This window comes from Eikenella sp. Marseille-P7795, from assembly GCF_916618725.1.
In the GTDB taxonomy this organism is placed as follows: Bacteria; Pseudomonadota; Gammaproteobacteria; order Burkholderiales; family Neisseriaceae; genus Eikenella; species Eikenella longinqua.
Map to the genome: position 1 here is coordinate 11,858 of NZ_CAKAJZ010000001.1, position 17,741 is coordinate 29,598.

Consider the following 17,741-nt stretch of genomic DNA (forward strand, 5'->3'; position numbering starts at 1 on the left):
GAAAATTTTCAGGCAGCCTTCTTATCGCCCGCCCATGCTAAAATCCGCCATCTTTTCCCACCCCAACCCCGAGGCCATCCCATGACCACCCGCCCCGATATCCGCGCCGCCGCCTTCGACCTCGACGGCACCCTAGTCGATTCCCTCGCCGACCTCGCCGCCGCCGCCAACGAAGCCCGCCGCAGCGAAAACCTGCCCCTGCTCGAAGAAAAGCAAATGATGTCCTACGTGGGCGACGGCGTGGGCACCCTCGTGCACCGCGCCCTCACCGCCGACCCCAACGGCCAAGCCCCCGACGACGTGTGGCAGCGCGCCTTCGCCGTGTTTGCCCAACACTATTCCGAACACCTCGACCGCCACACCTACATCTACCCCGAAGTGCAAACCGGCCTCCAGCTCCTCAAAACCCTCGGCCTGCCGCTGGCCGTGGTCACCAACAAACGCGAAGCCTGGGCTGCCGAGCTGCTGCGCCGCCTCGGCCTGGCCGACCTCTTCAGCCTCATCGTGGGCGGCGACACCCTGCCCCAGCGCAAGCCCGATGCCGAGCCCCTGCTGCACGCCACCGCAGTATTGGGCGTGAAGCCGGAAAACATGGCCATGGTGGGCGATTCGCGCAACGACATCCTCGCCGCCAAAGCAGCCGGCTGCTTTGCCATCGGCGTGCGCTACGGCTATGCCGACATGGACAAACTGGCCGAAGACCCCGCCACCCGAGCCGACTGGATCGTTTCCACCCTGCCCGAAATCTACGACCGCCTGCGTGCCGATGAGCGCCGTTAAATCCCTGCGCAGCCGCGCCCTCGCCCTGCTCTCGCGGCGCGAAATGTCGCAGGCCGAGCTGCGGCGCAAGCTCGCCCCCTACGCCGAAGACCCCGCCGAAATCGACGCGCTGCTGCAAGAATTCGCCGATCGCAATTGGCAATCCGACCAGCGCTACGCCGAAAGCTATGTATACAGCAAAGGCAGCCGCTACGGCCGCCTGCGCCTCGCCCAAGGCCTGCAACAGCAAAACCTCGATAGCGGCCTCATCGAAGCCGCCCTGCCCAGCCTCGACAACGAACGCGCCACCGCCCGCGCCGTGCTGCGCAAAAAGTTCAAACAGCCGCCCGCCGATTTTGCTGAGCAGCAACGCGCCGCCCGCTTCCTCGCCTACCGCGGCTTCGACAGCGACACCATCCGCCACGCCCTCGACCACGCCTGGCAGGAAGAAGACGAAGAGCAGGCAGAATAACAGGCTGCCTGAAAACACAAATTTCAGCGGAATGAAAACAGCGTTTCCGAAGAAACCTGCGCCTTAGCTGCATCAAACATCATTTTTCAGGTAGCCTGCAATCCATTCAATCCTTCCAATCAAACCAAGTTCAGGCTACCTGAGAACGACGTTGCCGAAGGCAGCGAAGTTTCTGCGAAGCTAAAACGAAGTTGCCGAAAATGGCAGAGTTTTCAGGTAGCCCACACCCCAACACCACACCATGCCCCACCCCGCCACCTTCCTCAACTTCGCCGCCACCGCCCCCGAGCCCGAAAGCTTCCGCCAGCGCCGCCTCATCTGGCAACCGCTCCGCAGCCATTTCACCCCCGCCGCCGTACTCGTCGGCTTCGTACCCGCCGAGCAAGGCAGCGGCATCCTCCTCACCCTGCGCAGCAGCAGCCTGCGCGACCACGGCAACCAAATCTCCTTCCCCGGCGGCCAAATCGACCCCGCCGACGCCGGCCACACCGCCGCCCTGCGTGAAACCCAAGAAGAGCTCGGCATCCCGCCCGGCATCTGGCAAATCCACGGCAGCCTCCCGCCCAGCTACCTGCCCAGCGGCTACCAAGTTACCCCCGTACTCGCCACCGCCCGCCGGCAGCCCGCCTGCCGCCCCAACCCGCAAGAAGTGGCCGAAGCCTTCATCGTGCCGAACAGCCTCGCCCTCAACCCCGCCGCCTACCGCCTCGAAACCTACCAACACCAAGGCCTCAGCGCCGTCATGCCCGTGCTGCAATACCATCACCGCACCATCTGGGGCGCCACCGCCGCCATCCTCTACCGCCTCGCCCACATCCATGCCGATTACTGCCAAACCAGCTGAACACCCCAAATCTCAGGCTACCTGGAAACAAAAACCCGCTTAAAACACAAGCAAAAGCCACCTTCCCAAACCGCCGACACACCAGCCATCCTGCTAAAACCATTTTTCAGGTAGCCCCAACACCCCAAAGGCTACCTGAAAACCCGCTGCCAATACTTTTCAGGTAGCCTCCCAATCCTTACTACAGGCTACCTGAAATCTTCACGCCCCACGCCTGCCCATCCCTCCCACCGCGCAATCCCCGCTGCCAATCCGCCCCATGCCAAGCATAAAATGCCGCGTGCAAGACATTTATTAAAGTTATCATGACCCAACACAAAAATATTTCCACCCGCCGCCCGCCGCAGCCACCCCGTTTTGCGCTACAATATTAACCGTCTGTTCCAATCCCCCTCCATCTCAACACTGAGTCAGTAGAAAGGATGCAGAAACATGAAGTTTAACGAACTCTTCCACGGCAACGACTTTGTCGGACGCCACCTCAGCCTGTCCGACCGCGCCGCGCTCCTGGCCGCCCTGGGCGAAAAAGACATCGACAGCTTTTTGGAAAACACCGTGCCGCACAACGTGCGCATGCCCGGCACCATCAAGCTGCCCGAAGCCTTGAGCGAAGCCGATGCCTTAGGCAAACTCAAAGGCATCGCCAGCGAAAACCGCATCAACAAAAGCTACATCGGCCTGGGCTACTACCCCACCCGCCTGCCCAACGTGATCCTGCGCAACGTGCTGGAAAACCCAGGCTGGTACACCGCCTACACCCCCTATCAGGCCGAAATCTCGCAAGGCCGCCTCGAAGCCCTGCTGAACTTCCAGCAAGTGTGCCTCGACCTCACCGGCTTCGAGCTGGCCGGCGCCTCCCTGCTGGACGAAGCCACCGCCGCCGCCGAAGCTATGGCCATGGCGCGCCGCGTGGGCAAATCCAAATCCAACCAATTCTTTGTGGACGAGCGCGTGTATCCGCAAACGCTCGACGTGCTCAAAACCCGCGCCAAATTCTTCGGCTTCGAGCTGGTGGTGGGCGATTTCGACACCGCGCGCAACGGCGAATACTTCGGCGCCCTGTTCCAATATGTGGGCAAAGACGGCGACGTGGCCGACCTGGGCGACGTGATTGCCGCCGTGAAAGCCAAAGGCGCGATTGTGGCCGTGGCTGCCGACATCATGAGCCTCGTGCTCTTGAAAGCGCCGGCCGAATTGGGCGCCGACATCGCCTTGGGCAGCACCCAGCGCTTCGGTATCCCGATGGGCTTCGGCGGCCCGCACGCCGCTTATTTCGCCTTCAAAGACAAAGACAAACGCTCCGCCCCCGGCCGCATCATCGGCGTATCCGTGGATGCCAAAGGCAAACCGGCGCTGCGTATGGCTTTGCAAACCCGTGAACAACACATCCGCCGCGAAAAAGCCAATTCCAATATCTGCACCTCGCAAGTATTGCTGGCCAACCTAGCCGGCATGTATGCCGTGTATCACGGCCCCGAAGGCGTAAAACGCATCGCCCGCCGCATCCACGCGCTGGCCTCCGCCTTTGCCGACGTGTTGCAGGCAGCCGGCTGCAAAGTGCTCCATTCCGTGTTCTTTGACACCGTGGCCGTAGATTTTGGCGGCAAGGCTCAGGCAGATACCGTGTATCAGAAAGCGCTAGACAAAGGCTACAACCTGCTGCGCATCGGCGATCAGGTGCTGGCTGCCGCCTTCAGCGAAACCTCCACCGCCGAAGAATTTGCCCAGCTGGCCGAACTCTTCACCGGCAAGGCAGCCGCCCTGCCCGAAAACGCCCCGGCCAGCAGGCTACCTGAAAAACTCCAGCGCCAAGGCAACATCCTGCAACACCCCGTGTTCAACAGCTACCACACCGAACACGAAATGCTGCGCTACCTGAAAAAACTGGAAGAGCGCGACCTGGCCATGAACCGCAGCATGATTTCGCTCGGCTCCTGCACCATGAAGCTGAACGCCACCAGCGAGATGATTCCCATCACCTGGCCCGAGTTCACCGAAATCCACCCCTTCGCCCCGCGCGAGCAGGTTCAAGGCTACCTGAAAATGATTCACGGCCTGCAAGAGCAGCTCAAAGCCGTAACCGGGTTTGACGCCGTCTGCATCCAGCCCAACTCCGGCGCGCAAGGCGAATACACCGGCATGATCACCATCCGCCGCTACCACGAAGCGCAAGGCCACCCCGAGCGCAACGTGTGCCTGATTCCGCGTTCCGCCCACGGCACCAACCCTGCCACCGCCCATATGGCCGGCATGCAGATTGTGATTGTGGACACCGACGAACACGGCAACGTGGACATCGCCGACCTGAAAGCCAAAGCCGAGCAACACAAAGACCACCTCGGCGCGCTGATGATCACCTATCCCTCCACCCACGGCGTGTATGAAGAAGGCATCCGCGACATCTGCCGCATCATCCACGAAAACGGCGGCCAAGTGTATATGGACGGCGCCAACATGAACGCCCAAGTGGGCATCATGCAGCCGGCCGAAGTGGGCGCCGACGTGCTGCACATGAACCTGCACAAAACCTTCTGCATCCCGCACGGCGGCGGCGGGCCGGGCATGGGCCCCATCGGCCTCAAAGCCCACCTCGCCCCCTACGCCCCGAGCCACGCAGTCGCCCCCGTGGAAGGCTTCACGCCCGGCATGAGCGCCGTGGCCGCCGCCCCGTATGGTTCCGCCAGCATCCTGCCGATTACCTGGATGTATATCAGCATGATGGGCGCCGAAGGCCTGCGCCGCGCCACCGAAACCGCGCTGCTCAACGCCAACTACGTGGCCAAACAGCTCTCCGCCGACTACCCCGTGCTCTACACCGGCAAAAACGGCCGCGTGGCCCACGAGTGCATCATCGACCTGCGCCCGCTCAAAGCCGAAAGCGGCATCACCGAGCTGGACATCGCCAAACGCCTGATGGACTACGGCTTCCATTCGCCCACCATGTCCTTCCCCGTGGTCGGAACGCTAATGATCGAGCCCACCGAGAGCGAAAGCAAGGCCGAGCTCGACCGCTTCATTGCCGCCATGAAGCAGATTAAGCAGGAAGCGCTCAAAGTGCAGCGCGGCGAATGGCCGAAAGACGACAACCCGCTGGTGAACGCACCGCACACCGCCGCCGACGTAACCGGCGAATGGAACCGTGCCTACAGCCGCGAAGAAGCCGTTTATCCGCTGCCCTACGTGCGCGAAAACAAATTCTGGCCGAGCGTAAACCGCATCGACGACGTGTATGGCGACCGCCACCTCGTCTGCTCCTGCCCCAGCATCGAGCACTATGAAGACTAAGCCCCTCCAAGGTTAGTCTGAACGCAAGAGGCTACCTGAAACCCTGTTTTCCGTTTTCAGGTAGCCTCTTTATAGTGGATTAAAATAAGAATGGGACAAGGCGGCGAGCCGCAGACAGTACAAGTAGTACGGCAAGGCGAGCCAACGCGGTAGCATTCTTATTTTAATCCACTATATTTTTCCCACCCTCATCAAGGAGACCTCCATGATTACCGTAGTAGCCCAATTTGAAGTCAAACCCGCCCAGCTCGACGCCTTCCTCAAGCATTGCGACGAGCTGATTGCCGAAACCCGCAAAGAAAACGGCTGCCTCTCCTACCACCTCTACCAAAACACCCAGCAGCCCAACCAAGTGAGCTTCATCGAACTGTGGCAAAACCAAGCCGTGCTCGACACCCACTCCGCCTCCGCCCACTTTACCCGCATCGTGCCCATCCTAGTGGAAGCCTGCGAAAAACCGCCCGTAATCCAGCTCTACACCCAGATTAAGTAACCCCCTGCCAAACCAAAAGGCTACCTGAAAACTGCAACACGGTTTTCAGGTAGCCTTTTGGCTTGCGGGGCACCGTGTGCACATCCAAAGCAAACCGTAAAGCCGCGTTAATCGGTTTTACGCCGCCGCCCGCGCGGGTTATAGTGCGTATTCCTTTCCACACTCATTACCAAGGAGCATCAATATGAGCAATTTCGACGAAATCGTAGGCAAAGTGAAGAAAGAAGTGGGCGACGCCGTAGGCAGCGGCAAGCTGCAGGCCGAAGGCCTGATTCAGGAAGGAGTGGGCAAAGCCAAAGAAGCCATTGCCGACGTGGAAAAACAAGCCGCCGATGTGCTGGAAAAAGGCAAGAAATCTGCCGAAGAGCTGGTGAACGAAGCCAAAGGCAAAGCCGAAGGCCTGATCAACGAGATCAAAGGCAAGTTCTAAACCGCTTCATCCTGCACGGATAAAAGGCTACCTGAAAATTTTAGCTTCGCAGAAACTTCACTGCGCTACGTTTTCAGGTAGCCTTTCTTATTGCTTAAGCGTTTGGCTTACAGCTTCCAATCGAGCTTGAACATGATGTTGCGCGGTTCGCCGAAGAAGTTATTGATGCCCCTGCTCCGCACGCGATTGTTTTCGTAATAGCGTTTGTCGGTCAGGTTAGTGCCGATCAGGCTCAGCTTAATGTGGTCGTTGAACTCGTACTGCACGTTGGCATTCCACAAAGCGTAGCCGCCCTGGGTGGTACTTTGCAACGTGCCGGTGTAGAGATTGCCGGTTTTGCTCTGCGCACTCACACCGCCGCCGATTGTCCATCTGCGTTCGCCGAACGGCAGACGGTAGCTGGTATAAAGCCGGAACATATGCTTCGGCGTCCAGCTGTTGTAGTTGGCGCCTTCTTGGAAATATGCCTGCGAGCCTTCTGTTGTACGGTATTTGCTGGTATTGAAAGTATAGCCGGCAAAGATTTTCCAGTTTTCATTGAGGCTACCTGAAATTTCGGCATCAAAACCGTGGCTTTGGATGCGCCCTAGCGGAATATTGTAATAACGGCCGGTATAGGGGCTGCGGTCGGCAGAACTGATCGAACGGTTTTTCTGGATGATGTGGAACAGTGCCAATGCGGTATTGAGCTTGTTGTCGCCAAACCAGTCGGCCTTCCAGCCCACTTCGATATTGGTGCCGGTCATCGGGGTTAGGGGTTTGCCTACCGCATCTCTCGCACTCAGATGCGGGTTGAAGATTTGAGTGTAGCTGGCATACAGGCTGTGGTTGGGGTTGATGTCCCAAGTCAGGCCGAAATAGGGAACGAAACGGTTTTTGGTTTTGTAGTTGGGGTCGTAAGTCCATACGCCGCTCGTACCGGCATAGCGGTCGTGATAATCGCTTTTCCAGCGGGTGTAGCGCGTGCCGGCAATCAAGTGCAGGTTGTCTAGGATATTGAAGCGCGTGCCGGCAGCAATCCCCTGCGTAGTCAGCGTGTAGTCTTCATATTCGTGAAAACGGTATGGGCCAGTGTTGAAATCGGGATAAGCGATGTTGTGGTGGAAATCGTAGGCGTTGAAATTGGCGGTGCTGGTGTGCTGGCGCCAGTGGGCATGCAGTTTTTCGCGGGTGTGGTTCAGGGTAACGAATGCATCATGCTCACGGCTGAGCAGCCGATATTTGCCGACCAGATTGGCTTGGAGACCAAACTGCGAACCGTCATTGTCCATGCGCGTGGCACGGCCGCTCACAGCTAAAGTGCCATCTGCCGGCAAGCCTGTGTAAGTGTTATTAGTGTTGCCCAAGGCTGCCCATTCGGTCATATAGCGGGATTTGGTGTAATTGACTTTGCCTGTCAGCTTCCAGTCTTCATTAAAACGATATTCCACTTCGCCAAATAGGTTAAGCTTGCTGGTTTCTTCGGTATTCCAGCCAGCACCGAGGAAGGTTTTGCGCGAGAAACCCGCATCACCTCCGCCCAAAGCCATCGGCACGCCGTAGCGGTCGGGAACAGAGTGTTCGTTTTGATAAGTTGCGCTGACGGTGGCTTTGGTGTTTTCGCCAAGGTCTGCATCCAATACGCCGTAAAGCACATATTTGCGACCGTCCACCTCATCTTTAAACGAGTCGCTACGTTCGGCTGCCACCACAGCACGGCCGCGCACGGTACGGGCTTCATTGAGTGCGCCGGAGAAATCACCCACGCCGCGCACGCTGCCGAATCGGTCGGCGCTGATGCTGGCACTGGCCTGCCTCATAGAAGTCGGGCGTTTGCGTACCACGTTGATGGTGCCGCCGGGCTCGCCGTTGCCTTGCGTTAGACCGGTGGCGCCGCGCACCACTTCGATGTGGTCGTAAATCGCCAAATCGGTTTGGCTGTGCGGATCAGCGTTGGTATTCAACATCGAGCCGCTCACGGTTACTGCCATGCCGTCTTCTTCAATACGGTTGATGTAGAAACCGCGTGATTGAAAGCGGAAACGGTTGCTATCACGGAATACATTCACGCCGGTGGTGGTTTTCAGTGCATCTTCAATACGGCTGATGTTTTGGTCATCCAACTGGGTTTTGGTGATCACGCTCACCGACTGCGGCGTTTCCTTGGGCGACAGGGCCAGACCGGTGGTGGTGCGCATGGCGGAGGTGGTGTAGCTGTTTCTGTTTTCAGTGCGCGTGCTGCGGTTGCGGGCGGTGATTTGGATGGTTTCCAGCTCGGCGGAATCGGCCGGCTCGGGGCTTTGGTCGGCCCAGGCCGGCACGGCGGCAGCCAGCAGGGCGGCGATGAGGGTGGGCTTGAACGGATGCTGCATGATTTTTCCCTTTAAATTAAACAAAGTAAGCAATAGAATAGAACAACGCGGCGCATTATAATCTTTTGCAAACGAGTGCAAATAAATTTAATTCTTATTAACAGCCCGGCTGTTGATAAATAACCACAGCCGCCGCCAAGGTTATTCCCTGCGCGCCCAACCCAAAAACACAATTATTCTTTTAGACAAACACTTACCCGCCGCAGAACAGGCTACCTGAAAATCCCGCACATCAGCCCTGCCCCATTTTCAGGTAGCCACCACGCCCACACAAAAGGCTACCTGAAAACGATATCTTGTAAAGCAAGGCTGAGTTTCAGCGAAGCTAAAACGCAAGCTTCAACGCAGCGAAACAAGCAAAGCAAGTTTCTGCAAAGCTGAAACCATTTTTCAGGTAGCCTTTTCCCGTCCCACACAGCCCGCCTCAGCCGCCCTCCCCCGCCGGCAGCAAACGGTACACCCCCAGTGCTAGCCCCATACACAAACACAGCGGCAGCCACAGCGCCGGCGATTGGCGCGACAGCTCCAGCATAAACACCAGCGCTGTTACCGGCATTTTCTGCGCCACACCCAAAACACCACCGCCCCCACAAACGCCGCCGCCCCGCGTCCACCCCCGGCAGCAGCACATTCCACCCGCAAGCCGCCGCAAACGCAATCAGCCCGCCCAACATCATCGAAGGCGTAATCCGCCCGCCATACGCCCCCGCCAGCGTGGCCAGCAGCAGCGCCGCCCACTTCGCCCCCAGCAGCCCCAGCGCATAGCGCCAATCCAAATCCCCCGCAAAACTCAGCTGATTGCCCGCCTTCCCGTTGCCCATAATCTCCGGAAACCACCAAGCCAAGAACCCGATCAGCCCAAACGCCGCCAACGCCACCCACACCATCCGCACACTGCGCCGCGGAATTTCAGGTAGCCTCCCCATACACCGCTCAAAGCCCCACACCCCCAAAGCCAACAACGGCGCCACTGCCAAAGCCCACACATTAAACCCCCAATCCGGCAGCGGAAACGCCGGCATCGGATACTGAATCACATCCCCTAGCCCCGCGCGCACCACCAACACCGCCGTCCCGCAAGCAATCAGCGCCGCCAACAACCGATCCCGCGACCACGACAACATCAGCGTTTCCAGCGCAAACACTGCCGCCGCCAGCGGCACGTTATACACCGCTGCCAAGCCCGCCCCCGAAGCACAAGCCAGCAGCACCCCCCGCTCCTCCGCATCCAGCCCGCGCCACTTCGCCCACCGCTCCGCCAGCGCCGCACTGATTTCCCGCGGCGCCACCTCCCGCCCCAGCGGCGAGCCCAAAGCCACCGTAACAATCTGCAACAAACCGTGCAGCAGTGTTGCCGCCAGCGGCATTTCCCGCCCGCTCACCACCGCCGTTTTAATCGGCACCAACGGCGCCGCCTTGCGGTGCAGCCACACCCAGCCCGCGCCCACCACCCCGCCGCACAGCAGCAACACCAGCCAACGCCGCAGCGGCGAGCTCTCCTCCACCATCACCCGATACGGCAACACCACATCCGCCGGATAGCCGAACACCCAATGCTGCACCGCATGCAGCAGCAGCGTCAGCACAATGCCCGTGATGCCCGCCGCCACACCCACCGCCAGCAGGGAAACAATCAATTTGGGAGAAAGGGATTTCATGAGAACAAGATTTTTGAGATTCACAACAAACACAGGAAAATATTTCACTTCGCTGAAACCATATTTTCAGGTAGCCTCAAGCTGCTGCAATGTAGCCCAAAGAAAACCAAAAGGCTACCTGAAATTTCAGGTAGCCTCACTCGCGCATCAGCCTAAGCGCGATACTGGCGCATACTCAGCGGCAATTGTTTGCCAGACGGCGAACACAAATCCGGCGAATATTTCAACGCCCCCATCGCCGCCCGAATGATATGCGGCGCGGTTTTGCCGATGCTGAACTGCTCCGGCATATTCAGCCAAATATTCATCAGCCCGCTAATCACTGACATCATAAACACCACCGCCAGATTCACATTCAAATCCTCCGGCAGCTGTTTCTTTTGCAGGCTCAGCGTGAGCGTATCGGTAAGCAGGCGCTGCCACATATCCTGATAGCTGCGCATAATTTTCACCACCGAATGGTTCTGCTCGGTGTATTCGCATTTTAAATGGATGATATTGCAGAACTTCCGCATGGTTTCATCGGTTTCCAGCCGCTGAAACATATTGATGGTGGCCACTTCGAAGCTTTCCCAAATATCGGGCGGCTGGGTTTCCACATCGTGCGCCAATTCGTTCGACAATTCAGCAAACACCTGCTGAAACAAGCCCTCAAACAAGTCTTCTTTGTTTTTAAAGTGCCAATACAGCGCCCCGCGCGTTACGCCGGCGGTCTGCGCAATTTCATTTAGAGATGAACGGCTGATGCCGCGCAAATAGAACGTATCCAGCGCTGCCCTTAGCAGATAGTTGCGTGTTTTTTGTGCTTCAACTTTGGTTTTTCGCATCGTTATTTTATTGTATCTGGTTTATTTATTATCGAATTTTGTCATGCCTAGAGTTTGCTTTCAAGTGGCCCGCCCGCCCGCTCTGCCGGCAATGTTGCTTTTTGGCGTTTTGCTATGTTTTTTGTAAACCATCATAGACAACATACATCAATGCACGTAAAATGCCGGCCTTATTCTCTGCGGCTGCTTATGCCACCAAGGCTCACAAGCAGCCATAATTCGTTAATTAAACGACACTTTCATAAGGCCACCATAATGACATCTTTCAACATATCAGGGAAAACGGGCTTCAAACTGAGCGCAATCGCACTTGCATCGGTTTTGGCTCTGTCTGCCTGCGGGGAAAACGAACAACAGCAACAGGGCGGCCCCGCGCCGGTGGTGAGCGTGCTCACCGTGAAAGCGGAAGACACCACCATCAGCACCAGCCTGCCCGGCCGCTTGGAATCCTTCCGTTCCGCTGAAATCCGCCCGCAAGTGAGTGGCATCATCCAGCGCCGCCTGTTCCAAGAAGGCAGCTACGTGCAGGCCGGCCAAGCGCTCTACCAGCTCGACGATGCCACCTATTCCGCCGGCTTGGCCAGCGCCCGCGCCCAATTGGCCGCTGCCGAAGCCGCCCAAGCCAAAGCCAATGCCGATTTGGCACGCTATCAGCCCTTGGTGGCCGCCGATGCCATCAGCAAACAGGAATACGATGCCGCCGTGGCCGCCCAGCGCTCGGCCGCGGCCAATGTGAACGCTGCCCGCGCCGCCATCCGCTCAGCTCAGGTAAACGTGAACCACGCCCGCATCACCGCGCCGATTTCTGGCTACATCGGCCGCTCCAACGTATCTGAAGGCGCACTGCTCACTGCCGGCAGCAGCACCGTGCTGGCCACCATCCAGCAAACCAACCCGATGTATGTAAACGTTACCCAATCCGCGCTGGAAGTGATGAAACTGCGCCGCCAGATTGCCGAAGGCCAGATGAGCGCGGTAAACGGCGCAGTGGAAGTGTCCATCATCATGGAAGACGGCAGCGAATATCCGCAAAAAGGCCGCCTGCTCTTCACCGACCCGACCGTGAACGAGACCACCGGCCAAGTTTCCCTGCGCGTGGAAGTGCCAAACGAAGATAACATCCTGTTGCCTGGCCTGTATGTGCAGGTGCGCCTGCCACAGGCGCAGATGAGCCGTGCCTACCTGATTCCGCAGCGTGCGGTTACCCGTGGCGAGAAAGATACGGTAATCGTGGTGGCTGCCGACGGTTCGATGCGCCCGCAGGAAGTGGCCATTGCCGGCCAGAGCGGCAACAACTGGATTGTTAGCGGCGGCCTGAAAGACGGTGACAAAGTGGCCGTGGACGGCACCATGATTGCCGGCATGATGGGTGCGCAGAAAGTACAGGTACAGGAATGGCAGGCTTCGCAGCCGCAACAGCAGCCTGCTCCAGCCGCGCCCGCTAGCGCACCGGCCAAACAGCCTGCCGCCGCCTCGGCTCCTGCGACCGCTTCCACTGCCAAACCCGCTTCCGAAGCCAAATAAAGGGGCTGCTATAAATGGCTAAATTCTTTATCGACCGCCCCGTGTTTGCGTGGGTTATCTCTATTTTCATTATTCTGGCAGGTGTGCTGGCCATTCAGAAGCTGCCGGTATCGCAGTATCCGTCTGTGGCCGCGCCCACCTTCAACCTTACCGCCACCTACCCCGGCGCTTCCGCCCAAGTGATGGAAGACAGCGTGCTGGCCGTGATTGAGCGCAACATGAACGGCGTGGAAGGCTTGGATTATATGTCCACTTCTGCCGACTCCAGCGGTAGGGGCACGGTAACGCTCACGTTTACCCCCGACACCAACGAAGACGTGGCGCAGATTGAGGTAAACAACAAACTGAACGAAGTGTTGTCCAGCCTGCCCACCACCGTGCAGCAATACGGTGTGAACGTATCGAAATCCCGCTCCAACTTCCTGATGGTGGTGGCGCTCTCTTCCACCAGCCAAAGCTTGGAAGAAATGGCCGACTACGCCCAGCGCAACATCGTGCCCGAGCTGCAACGCTTGGAAGGCGTGGGCGCGGTGCGCCTATTTGCTTCTCAGCGCGCCATGCGTGTGTGGGTGGATCCGCAGAAACTGCAAAATTTCAATCTATCGTTTGCCGATGTTTCTTCTGCCATCAGCGCCCAAAACGCGCAGATTTCCGCCGGTTCGCTCGGCTCGCTGCCGGCCAACCAAGGGCAAACCATCACCGCCACCATCACCGCCGAAGGCCAGCTCAGCACTCCTGAGCAATTCGGCAACATCATTCTGCGCAGCACCACCGACGGCGCCAACGTATACCTGCGCGATGTAGCCAAAATCGAGCTGGGTTCGGAAGATTATTCTTCCAGCACCCGCCTGAACGGTACGCCCACCGTCGGCTTAGCCGTGATGCTTTCCAACAGCGGTAACGCCACCGCCACCGCCGCCTTGGTGAAAGACCGCATGAACACGCTGGAAAACTACTTCCCCGGCGACATGAAATGGAATGCACCCTACGACACCTCCACCTTCGTAGAAATCTCCATCAACCAAGTGGTGCACACCTTGGTGGAAGCCATGGTGTTGGTGTTCATTGTGATGTTCGTGTTCCTGCAAAATATCCGCTACACCCTGATTCCCACCATCGTGGTGCCAATTTCGCTTTTGGGCGGTTTTGCCGGCATCTACTATCTCGGCATGTCAATCAACGTGCTCACCATGTTTGCCATGGTGCTGGTGATCGGTATCGTGGTGGACGACGCCATCGTGGTGGTGGAAAACGTAGAACGCATCATGTCGGAAGAAGGGCTGCCGCCGCGAGAAGCCACGCATAAGGCCATGGGCCAGATTTCCGGCGCCGTGGTCGGCATTACCGCCGTGTTGATTTCCGTGTTTGTACCGCTGGCCATGTTCAGCGGCGCCACCGGCAAAATCTACCAACAGTTCGCCATCACCATGGTGATTTCCATCGCCTTCTCCGCCTTCCTCGCGCTGTCGCTTACGCCTGCTTTGTGCGCCACGCTGCTCAAGCCTGTAGCCAAAGGCCACCACGAGGAAAAAACCGGCTTCTTCGGCTGGTTCAACCGCAAATTCGATGCCGGCAACAAACGCTATGAAAGCTGGGTGGCCGCCCTGCTGCTGCGTGCCGGCCGGATGGTGATTGTGTATGCTGCCCTCATCGCTGTGGCCGCCTTCCTGTTCACCCGCATTCCGTCTTCCTTCCTGCCCACCGAAGACCAGGGTAACCTGATGGTGAGCATCCAGCTGCCTGCCGGCGCCACCAAAGAGCGCACCGACGCCACTTTGCTGAACGTGGAAAAAATCGCCATGGGCATGCCCGAAGTGAAAGACGTGTTCACCGTATCCGGCTTCAGCTTTTCAGGTAGCGGCCAAAACATGGCCTTGGGCTTCGTGATTTTGAAAAACTGGGACGAACGCAAAGGCGCGGGCCAAGATGCCACCAGCGTTACTAGAAAACTCACTGGCGCCTTTATGGGCAGCGGTCTAATCCGCGACGGTTTCGCCATTGCTGTGAACCCGCCGCCCATCCGCGAGCTGGGCAACGGCGGCTTGGAATTCCACCTGCAAGACCGTAACAACCACGGCCACCAGGCCCTGGTTGCCGCCCGCAACCAGCTGATTGCCGAAATGCGTAAAAACCCGATGTTCGGCGACACCCGCTCTTCCGGCCTGGAAGACGCGCCGCAGCTCAAGTTGTCGATCGACCGCGAAGCCGCCGCCGCACAAGGCATCAGCATGGCTTCCATCCGTGCTGCTTTGAGCACCGCATTGGGCGGCTCCTATATCAACGACTTCCCCAACAAAGGCCGTTTGCAGCGCGTTTACGTGCAGGCCGATGCGCAGGCGCGCATGCAGCCTGAGCAGATTCTGGCCATGACTGTGCCCAACAGCCAAGGCGTGGCCGTGCCGCTCTCCACCGTGGTGAGTGCCTCTTGGGAGGCCGGCATGGAGCAGAGCACCCGCTTCAACGGCTATCCCTCCATGTCGATCAGCGGCGCGGTAAACTCCGGCTTTGCCAGCGGCGACGCTATGGCCGAAGTGGAACGCATCGTATCGCAGATGGACGGCTACAGCGTGGAATGGGCCGGCGAATCGCGCGAACAGGCCAGCGGCGCCTCCCAGCGCACCACCCTGTATATCTTCGTGCTGGTAGCCGTGTTCCTGGTGTTGGCCGCCTTGTATGAAAGCTGGTCGATTCCGGCCGCCGTGCTGCTGGTGGCGCCTTTGGGCTTCCTCGGCGTGGTGCTCGGCGTGTTCGGCCGCAATATGTTTAACGGCCTGCTCCGCACGCAGGAGGTGTATTTCAACGACATCTACTTCATGGTGGGCATGATTACGGTAATCGGCCTGAGCGCGAAAAACGCCATTCTGATTATCGAGTTTGCCAAAGACCTGCAAGCCCAGGGCAAAACCGCCATGGAATCCGCCCTTGCTGCCGCGCATCTGCGTTTCCGCCCGATTTTGATGACCTCCTTCGCCTTCATCTTGGGCGTGGTGCCGCTGTATATCGCTTCCGGCGCCAGCTCCGCCAGCCAACGCGCCATCGGCACCACCGTATTCTGGGGGATGACCATCGGCACGCTCTTGTCTGTGTTCCTCGTGCCGCTGTTCTACGTACTGGTGCGCAAGCTGTTCAAGCCCACCCAGCATGAAACCGAAATCACGGCCGCCCACAGCAACATCAGCCACGAGCTGGCCGACATGTACGTTTCCGAAGCCGAACGCGGCCTCAGCGACGAAGAGAAACAAGACCTGCACCACGACTAAGCTTTTTTCAGGTAGCCTCTGCCCCGCATGAGGCTACCTGAAAAATACAAGGACCCATTATGCAAACCAATTTGAAACCGATTGCGGCCGGCATCGCCTCCGCCCTGCTGCTTTCCGCCTGCACCCTGGCGCCAAGCTACCGTCAGCCCGAAGTAAACGTGCCCGCCCAATTCCGCTACGACACCGCCGCCGGCCAAAGCGTCAGCCGCGCCGCCGACACCGGCTGGGAAGACTACTTTGCCGACCCGCGCCTCAAATCGCTGATTACCCTGGCGCTGAAAAACAACCCCGACCTGCGCATGGCCGCGCTCAACGCCGAAGCCGTGCGCGCCCAATACGTGATCACCCGCGCCGCCTCCCTGCCCGGCATCAACGCCAGCGGCACCGGCCAGCGCGCCCGCGTGGCACAAGATTTGAGCAGCACCGGCCAATCCTACATCGCCGAATCCTACAACGTCGGCCTCGGCATCGCCTCCTACGAAATCGACCTTTTCGGCAAAGCCCGCAGCAACAACCGCGCCGCCCTGCAAAGCTACTTCAGCAGCGTGGCCGCCCGCGATTCCGCCCACCTCTCGCTCGTTTCCTCCGTGGCCAAAGCCTATTTCAACGAACGCTACGCCGAAGAATCCATGAAGTTGGCGCAACGCGTGCTGCAAACCCGCGAGCAAACCTACCGCCTCAACCAAATCCAGCACAACGCCGGCGTGATTTCCGCCGTCAACCTGCGCGAAATGGAAGGCCTGATCGAATCGGCCAAAGCCGACTACGCCGCCGCCCTGCGCGCCCGCGAGCAGGCGCACAACGCCCTAGTTACCCTCATCAACCAGCCCGTGCCCGCCAACCTGCCCGCCGGCCTGCCGCTGGATAAGCAGTTCCGCATCACCAAGCTGCCAGCCGGCCTCACCTCCGACGTGCTGCAAAACCGCCCTGACATCCGCGCCGCCGAGCACAACCTGCGCCAGGCCAACGCCAACATCGGCGCCGCCCGCGCCGCCTTCTTCCCCAGCATCAGCCTCACCAGCACCATCGGCACCGGCAGCACCGAGATGAAGCGCCTGTTCGACGGCGTAAACCGCACCTGGGTGTTCTCGCCCACCATCAACGTGCCCATCTTCAACTGGGGCAGCCTGCGCGCCAGCCTCGACGTGGCCAAACTGCGCCAGCAGTCTGCCGTGGCCGCCTATGAAAAAGCCGTGCAGTCTGCCTTCCAAGACGTATCCAACGCCTTGGTGGCGCGCGAAACCCTGCAGCAGCAATACGATTCCCGCCTGCAAACCCAAAAGGCCTACAACGACCGCCTGCGCCTGATCAACCTGCGCTACCGCCACGGCGTGTCCAGCTCGCTGGAAGTGCTTGATGCCGAGCGCAGCAGCTACTCCGCCGATTCCGCCGTGCTCGCTACCCAGCTCAATATGCTGGAAAACCTGGCCGACCTGTATAAAGCCCTCGGCGGCGGCCTCAAGCAATACAGCGAAGCCGCGCCCGCTGCAAACGCAGCCGCCGGCAACGCATCCGCCCCTGCCGAAGCCGGCAGCAGCAAATAATTTTTCAGGCAGCCCCAGCCTGCCGGCCATGCCGCAACACCACAGCATGGCCGGCAGTTCTTTTGCCCGCATCCCAAGCGAGCTTGAGGCTACCTGAAAACCGTGTCCCCCAATCCAATCGCCGCACCTTTCTATTTTTCAGGTAGCCTTTAAGCCGCCAGCCCTCAATCGGTATCACCATGCCAACAATCAAAGGCTACCTGAAAAATTTGAGCCGCATAGAAACTTTTCAGGTAGCCTCCCCGCTCCCGGTCTACTAATCAATTAGCGTTATAATCTCCCTTTTGCCCGCCC

General features: G+C 58.9%; 13 protein-coding genes. 9 read left to right on the top strand and 4 right to left on the bottom strand.

Annotation, left to right across the window (positions count from 1 at the left end; all coding sequences use genetic code 11):
- Window positions 1-81: 81 nt before the first annotated feature.
- The 6 genes from LG371_RS00070 (at window position 82) to LG371_RS00095 (ending at window position 6,283) form a co-directional block, all read left to right on the top strand.
- Window positions 82-780 (top strand): phosphoglycolate phosphatase, encoded by a 699-nt coding sequence (locus LG371_RS00070; protein WP_225747427.1) that lies wholly within the window; start codon window positions 82-84, stop codon window positions 778-780.
- On the top strand, window positions 767-1,231 hold the full coding sequence (recX, locus tag LG371_RS00075; protein WP_067592934.1) for a recombination regulator RecX: 465 nt from the start codon (window positions 767-769) through the stop codon (window positions 1,229-1,231). The genes LG371_RS00070 and recX overlap by 14 nt, the downstream gene beginning before the upstream one ends.
- 241 nt (window positions 1,232-1,472) lie before the next feature.
- Complete coding sequence (locus LG371_RS00080; protein ID WP_225747428.1) at window positions 1,473-2,075, top strand: CoA pyrophosphatase; 603 nt, start codon at window positions 1,473-1,475, stop codon at window positions 2,073-2,075.
- Window positions 2,076-2,507: 432 nt separating this feature from the next.
- Window positions 2,508-5,360 (top strand): aminomethyl-transferring glycine dehydrogenase, encoded by a 2,853-nt coding sequence (gene gcvP, locus LG371_RS00085; protein WP_067592928.1) that lies wholly within the window; start codon window positions 2,508-2,510, stop codon window positions 5,358-5,360.
- 205 nt (window positions 5,361-5,565) lie between these two features.
- Entirely contained in the window at window positions 5,566-5,853 is a 288-nt protein-coding gene (locus LG371_RS00090) for a putative quinol monooxygenase (RefSeq protein ID WP_067592925.1), read from the top strand.
- 184 nt (window positions 5,854-6,037) lie between these two features.
- Window positions 6,038-6,283 (top strand): CsbD family protein, encoded by a 246-nt coding sequence (locus LG371_RS00095; RefSeq protein WP_225747429.1) that lies wholly within the window; start codon window positions 6,038-6,040, stop codon window positions 6,281-6,283.
- A 107-nt stretch (window positions 6,284-6,390) separates the two neighbouring features.
- Here LG371_RS00095 and LG371_RS00100 read toward each other — a convergent pair whose 3' ends face one another.
- From LG371_RS00100 to LG371_RS00110, 3 genes are all read right to left on the bottom strand, one after another.
- Window positions 6,391-8,634, bottom strand: coding sequence for a TonB-dependent siderophore receptor (locus LG371_RS00100; RefSeq protein ID WP_067592919.1), 2,244 nt, complete (start codon window positions 8,632-8,634; stop codon window positions 6,391-6,393).
- Window positions 8,635-8,912: 278 nt separating this feature from the next.
- Window positions 8,913-10,292 (bottom strand): chloride channel protein, encoded by a 1,380-nt coding sequence (locus LG371_RS00105; protein WP_225747430.1) that lies wholly within the window; start codon window positions 10,290-10,292, stop codon window positions 8,913-8,915.
- 152 nt (window positions 10,293-10,444) lie between these two features.
- Window positions 10,445-11,119 (bottom strand): TetR family transcriptional regulator, encoded by a 675-nt coding sequence (locus LG371_RS00110; protein WP_225747431.1) that lies wholly within the window; start codon window positions 11,117-11,119, stop codon window positions 10,445-10,447.
- 255 nt (window positions 11,120-11,374) lie between these two features.
- Between LG371_RS00110 and LG371_RS00115 the strand changes: the two genes are divergently transcribed.
- Genes LG371_RS00115 through LG371_RS00125 form a run of 3 tightly spaced genes read left to right on the top strand, consistent with a single transcriptional unit; the run spans window position 11,375 to window position 17,447 of the window.
- On the top strand, window positions 11,375-12,643 hold the full coding sequence (locus LG371_RS00115) for an efflux RND transporter periplasmic adaptor subunit (RefSeq protein ID WP_225747432.1): 1,269 nt from the start codon (window positions 11,375-11,377) through the stop codon (window positions 12,641-12,643).
- 14 nt (window positions 12,644-12,657) lie between these two features.
- On the top strand, window positions 12,658-15,903 hold the full coding sequence (locus tag LG371_RS00120) for an efflux RND transporter permease subunit (protein WP_225747433.1): 3,246 nt from the start codon (window positions 12,658-12,660) through the stop codon (window positions 15,901-15,903).
- Between the two features lie 56 nt (window positions 15,904-15,959).
- On the top strand, window positions 15,960-17,447 hold the full coding sequence (locus tag LG371_RS00125) for an efflux transporter outer membrane subunit (protein ID WP_370632651.1): 1,488 nt from the start codon (window positions 15,960-15,962) through the stop codon (window positions 17,445-17,447).
- A gap of 4 nt (window positions 17,448-17,451) precedes the next feature.
- On the opposite strand, the gene LG371_RS00130 is transcribed toward LG371_RS00125, so the two are convergent.
- Window positions 17,452-17,640: a hypothetical protein gene (locus tag LG371_RS00130; RefSeq protein WP_225747435.1), complete on the bottom strand. Its 189-nt coding sequence runs from the start codon at window positions 17,638-17,640 to the stop codon at window positions 17,452-17,454.
- Window positions 17,641-17,741 lie beyond the last annotated feature (101 nt).

Bases quoted from the DNA above. Each gene is read 5' to 3' on its own strand.
- LG371_RS00115 (WP_225747432.1), top strand. From the start codon at position 11,375: ATGACATCTTTCAACATATCAGGGAAAACGGGCTTCAAACTGAGCGCA.
- LG371_RS00105 (WP_225747430.1), bottom strand. From the start codon at position 10,292: ATGAAATCCCTTTCTCCCAAATTGATTGTTTCCCTGCTGGCGGTGGGT.
- LG371_RS00090 (WP_067592925.1), top strand. From the start codon at position 5,566: ATGATTACCGTAGTAGCCCAATTTGAAGTCAAACCCGCCCAGCTCGAC.
- LG371_RS00120 (WP_225747433.1), top strand. From the start codon at position 12,658: ATGGCTAAATTCTTTATCGACCGCCCCGTGTTTGCGTGGGTTATCTCT.
- LG371_RS00100 (WP_067592919.1), bottom strand. From the start codon at position 8,634: ATGCAGCATCCGTTCAAGCCCACCCTCATCGCCGCCCTGCTGGCTGCC.
- LG371_RS00095 (WP_225747429.1), top strand. From the start codon at position 6,038: ATGAGCAATTTCGACGAAATCGTAGGCAAAGTGAAGAAAGAAGTGGGC.
- LG371_RS00080 (WP_225747428.1), top strand. From the start codon at position 1,473: ATGCCCCACCCCGCCACCTTCCTCAACTTCGCCGCCACCGCCCCCGAG.
- LG371_RS00070 (WP_225747427.1), top strand. From the start codon at position 82: ATGACCACCCGCCCCGATATCCGCGCCGCCGCCTTCGACCTCGACGGC.
- LG371_RS00110 (WP_225747431.1), bottom strand. From the start codon at position 11,119: ATGCGAAAAACCAAAGTTGAAGCACAAAAAACACGCAACTATCTGCTA.
- gcvP (WP_067592928.1), top strand. From the start codon at position 2,508: ATGAAGTTTAACGAACTCTTCCACGGCAACGACTTTGTCGGACGCCAC.
- recX (WP_067592934.1), top strand. From the start codon at position 767: ATGAGCGCCGTTAAATCCCTGCGCAGCCGCGCCCTCGCCCTGCTCTCG.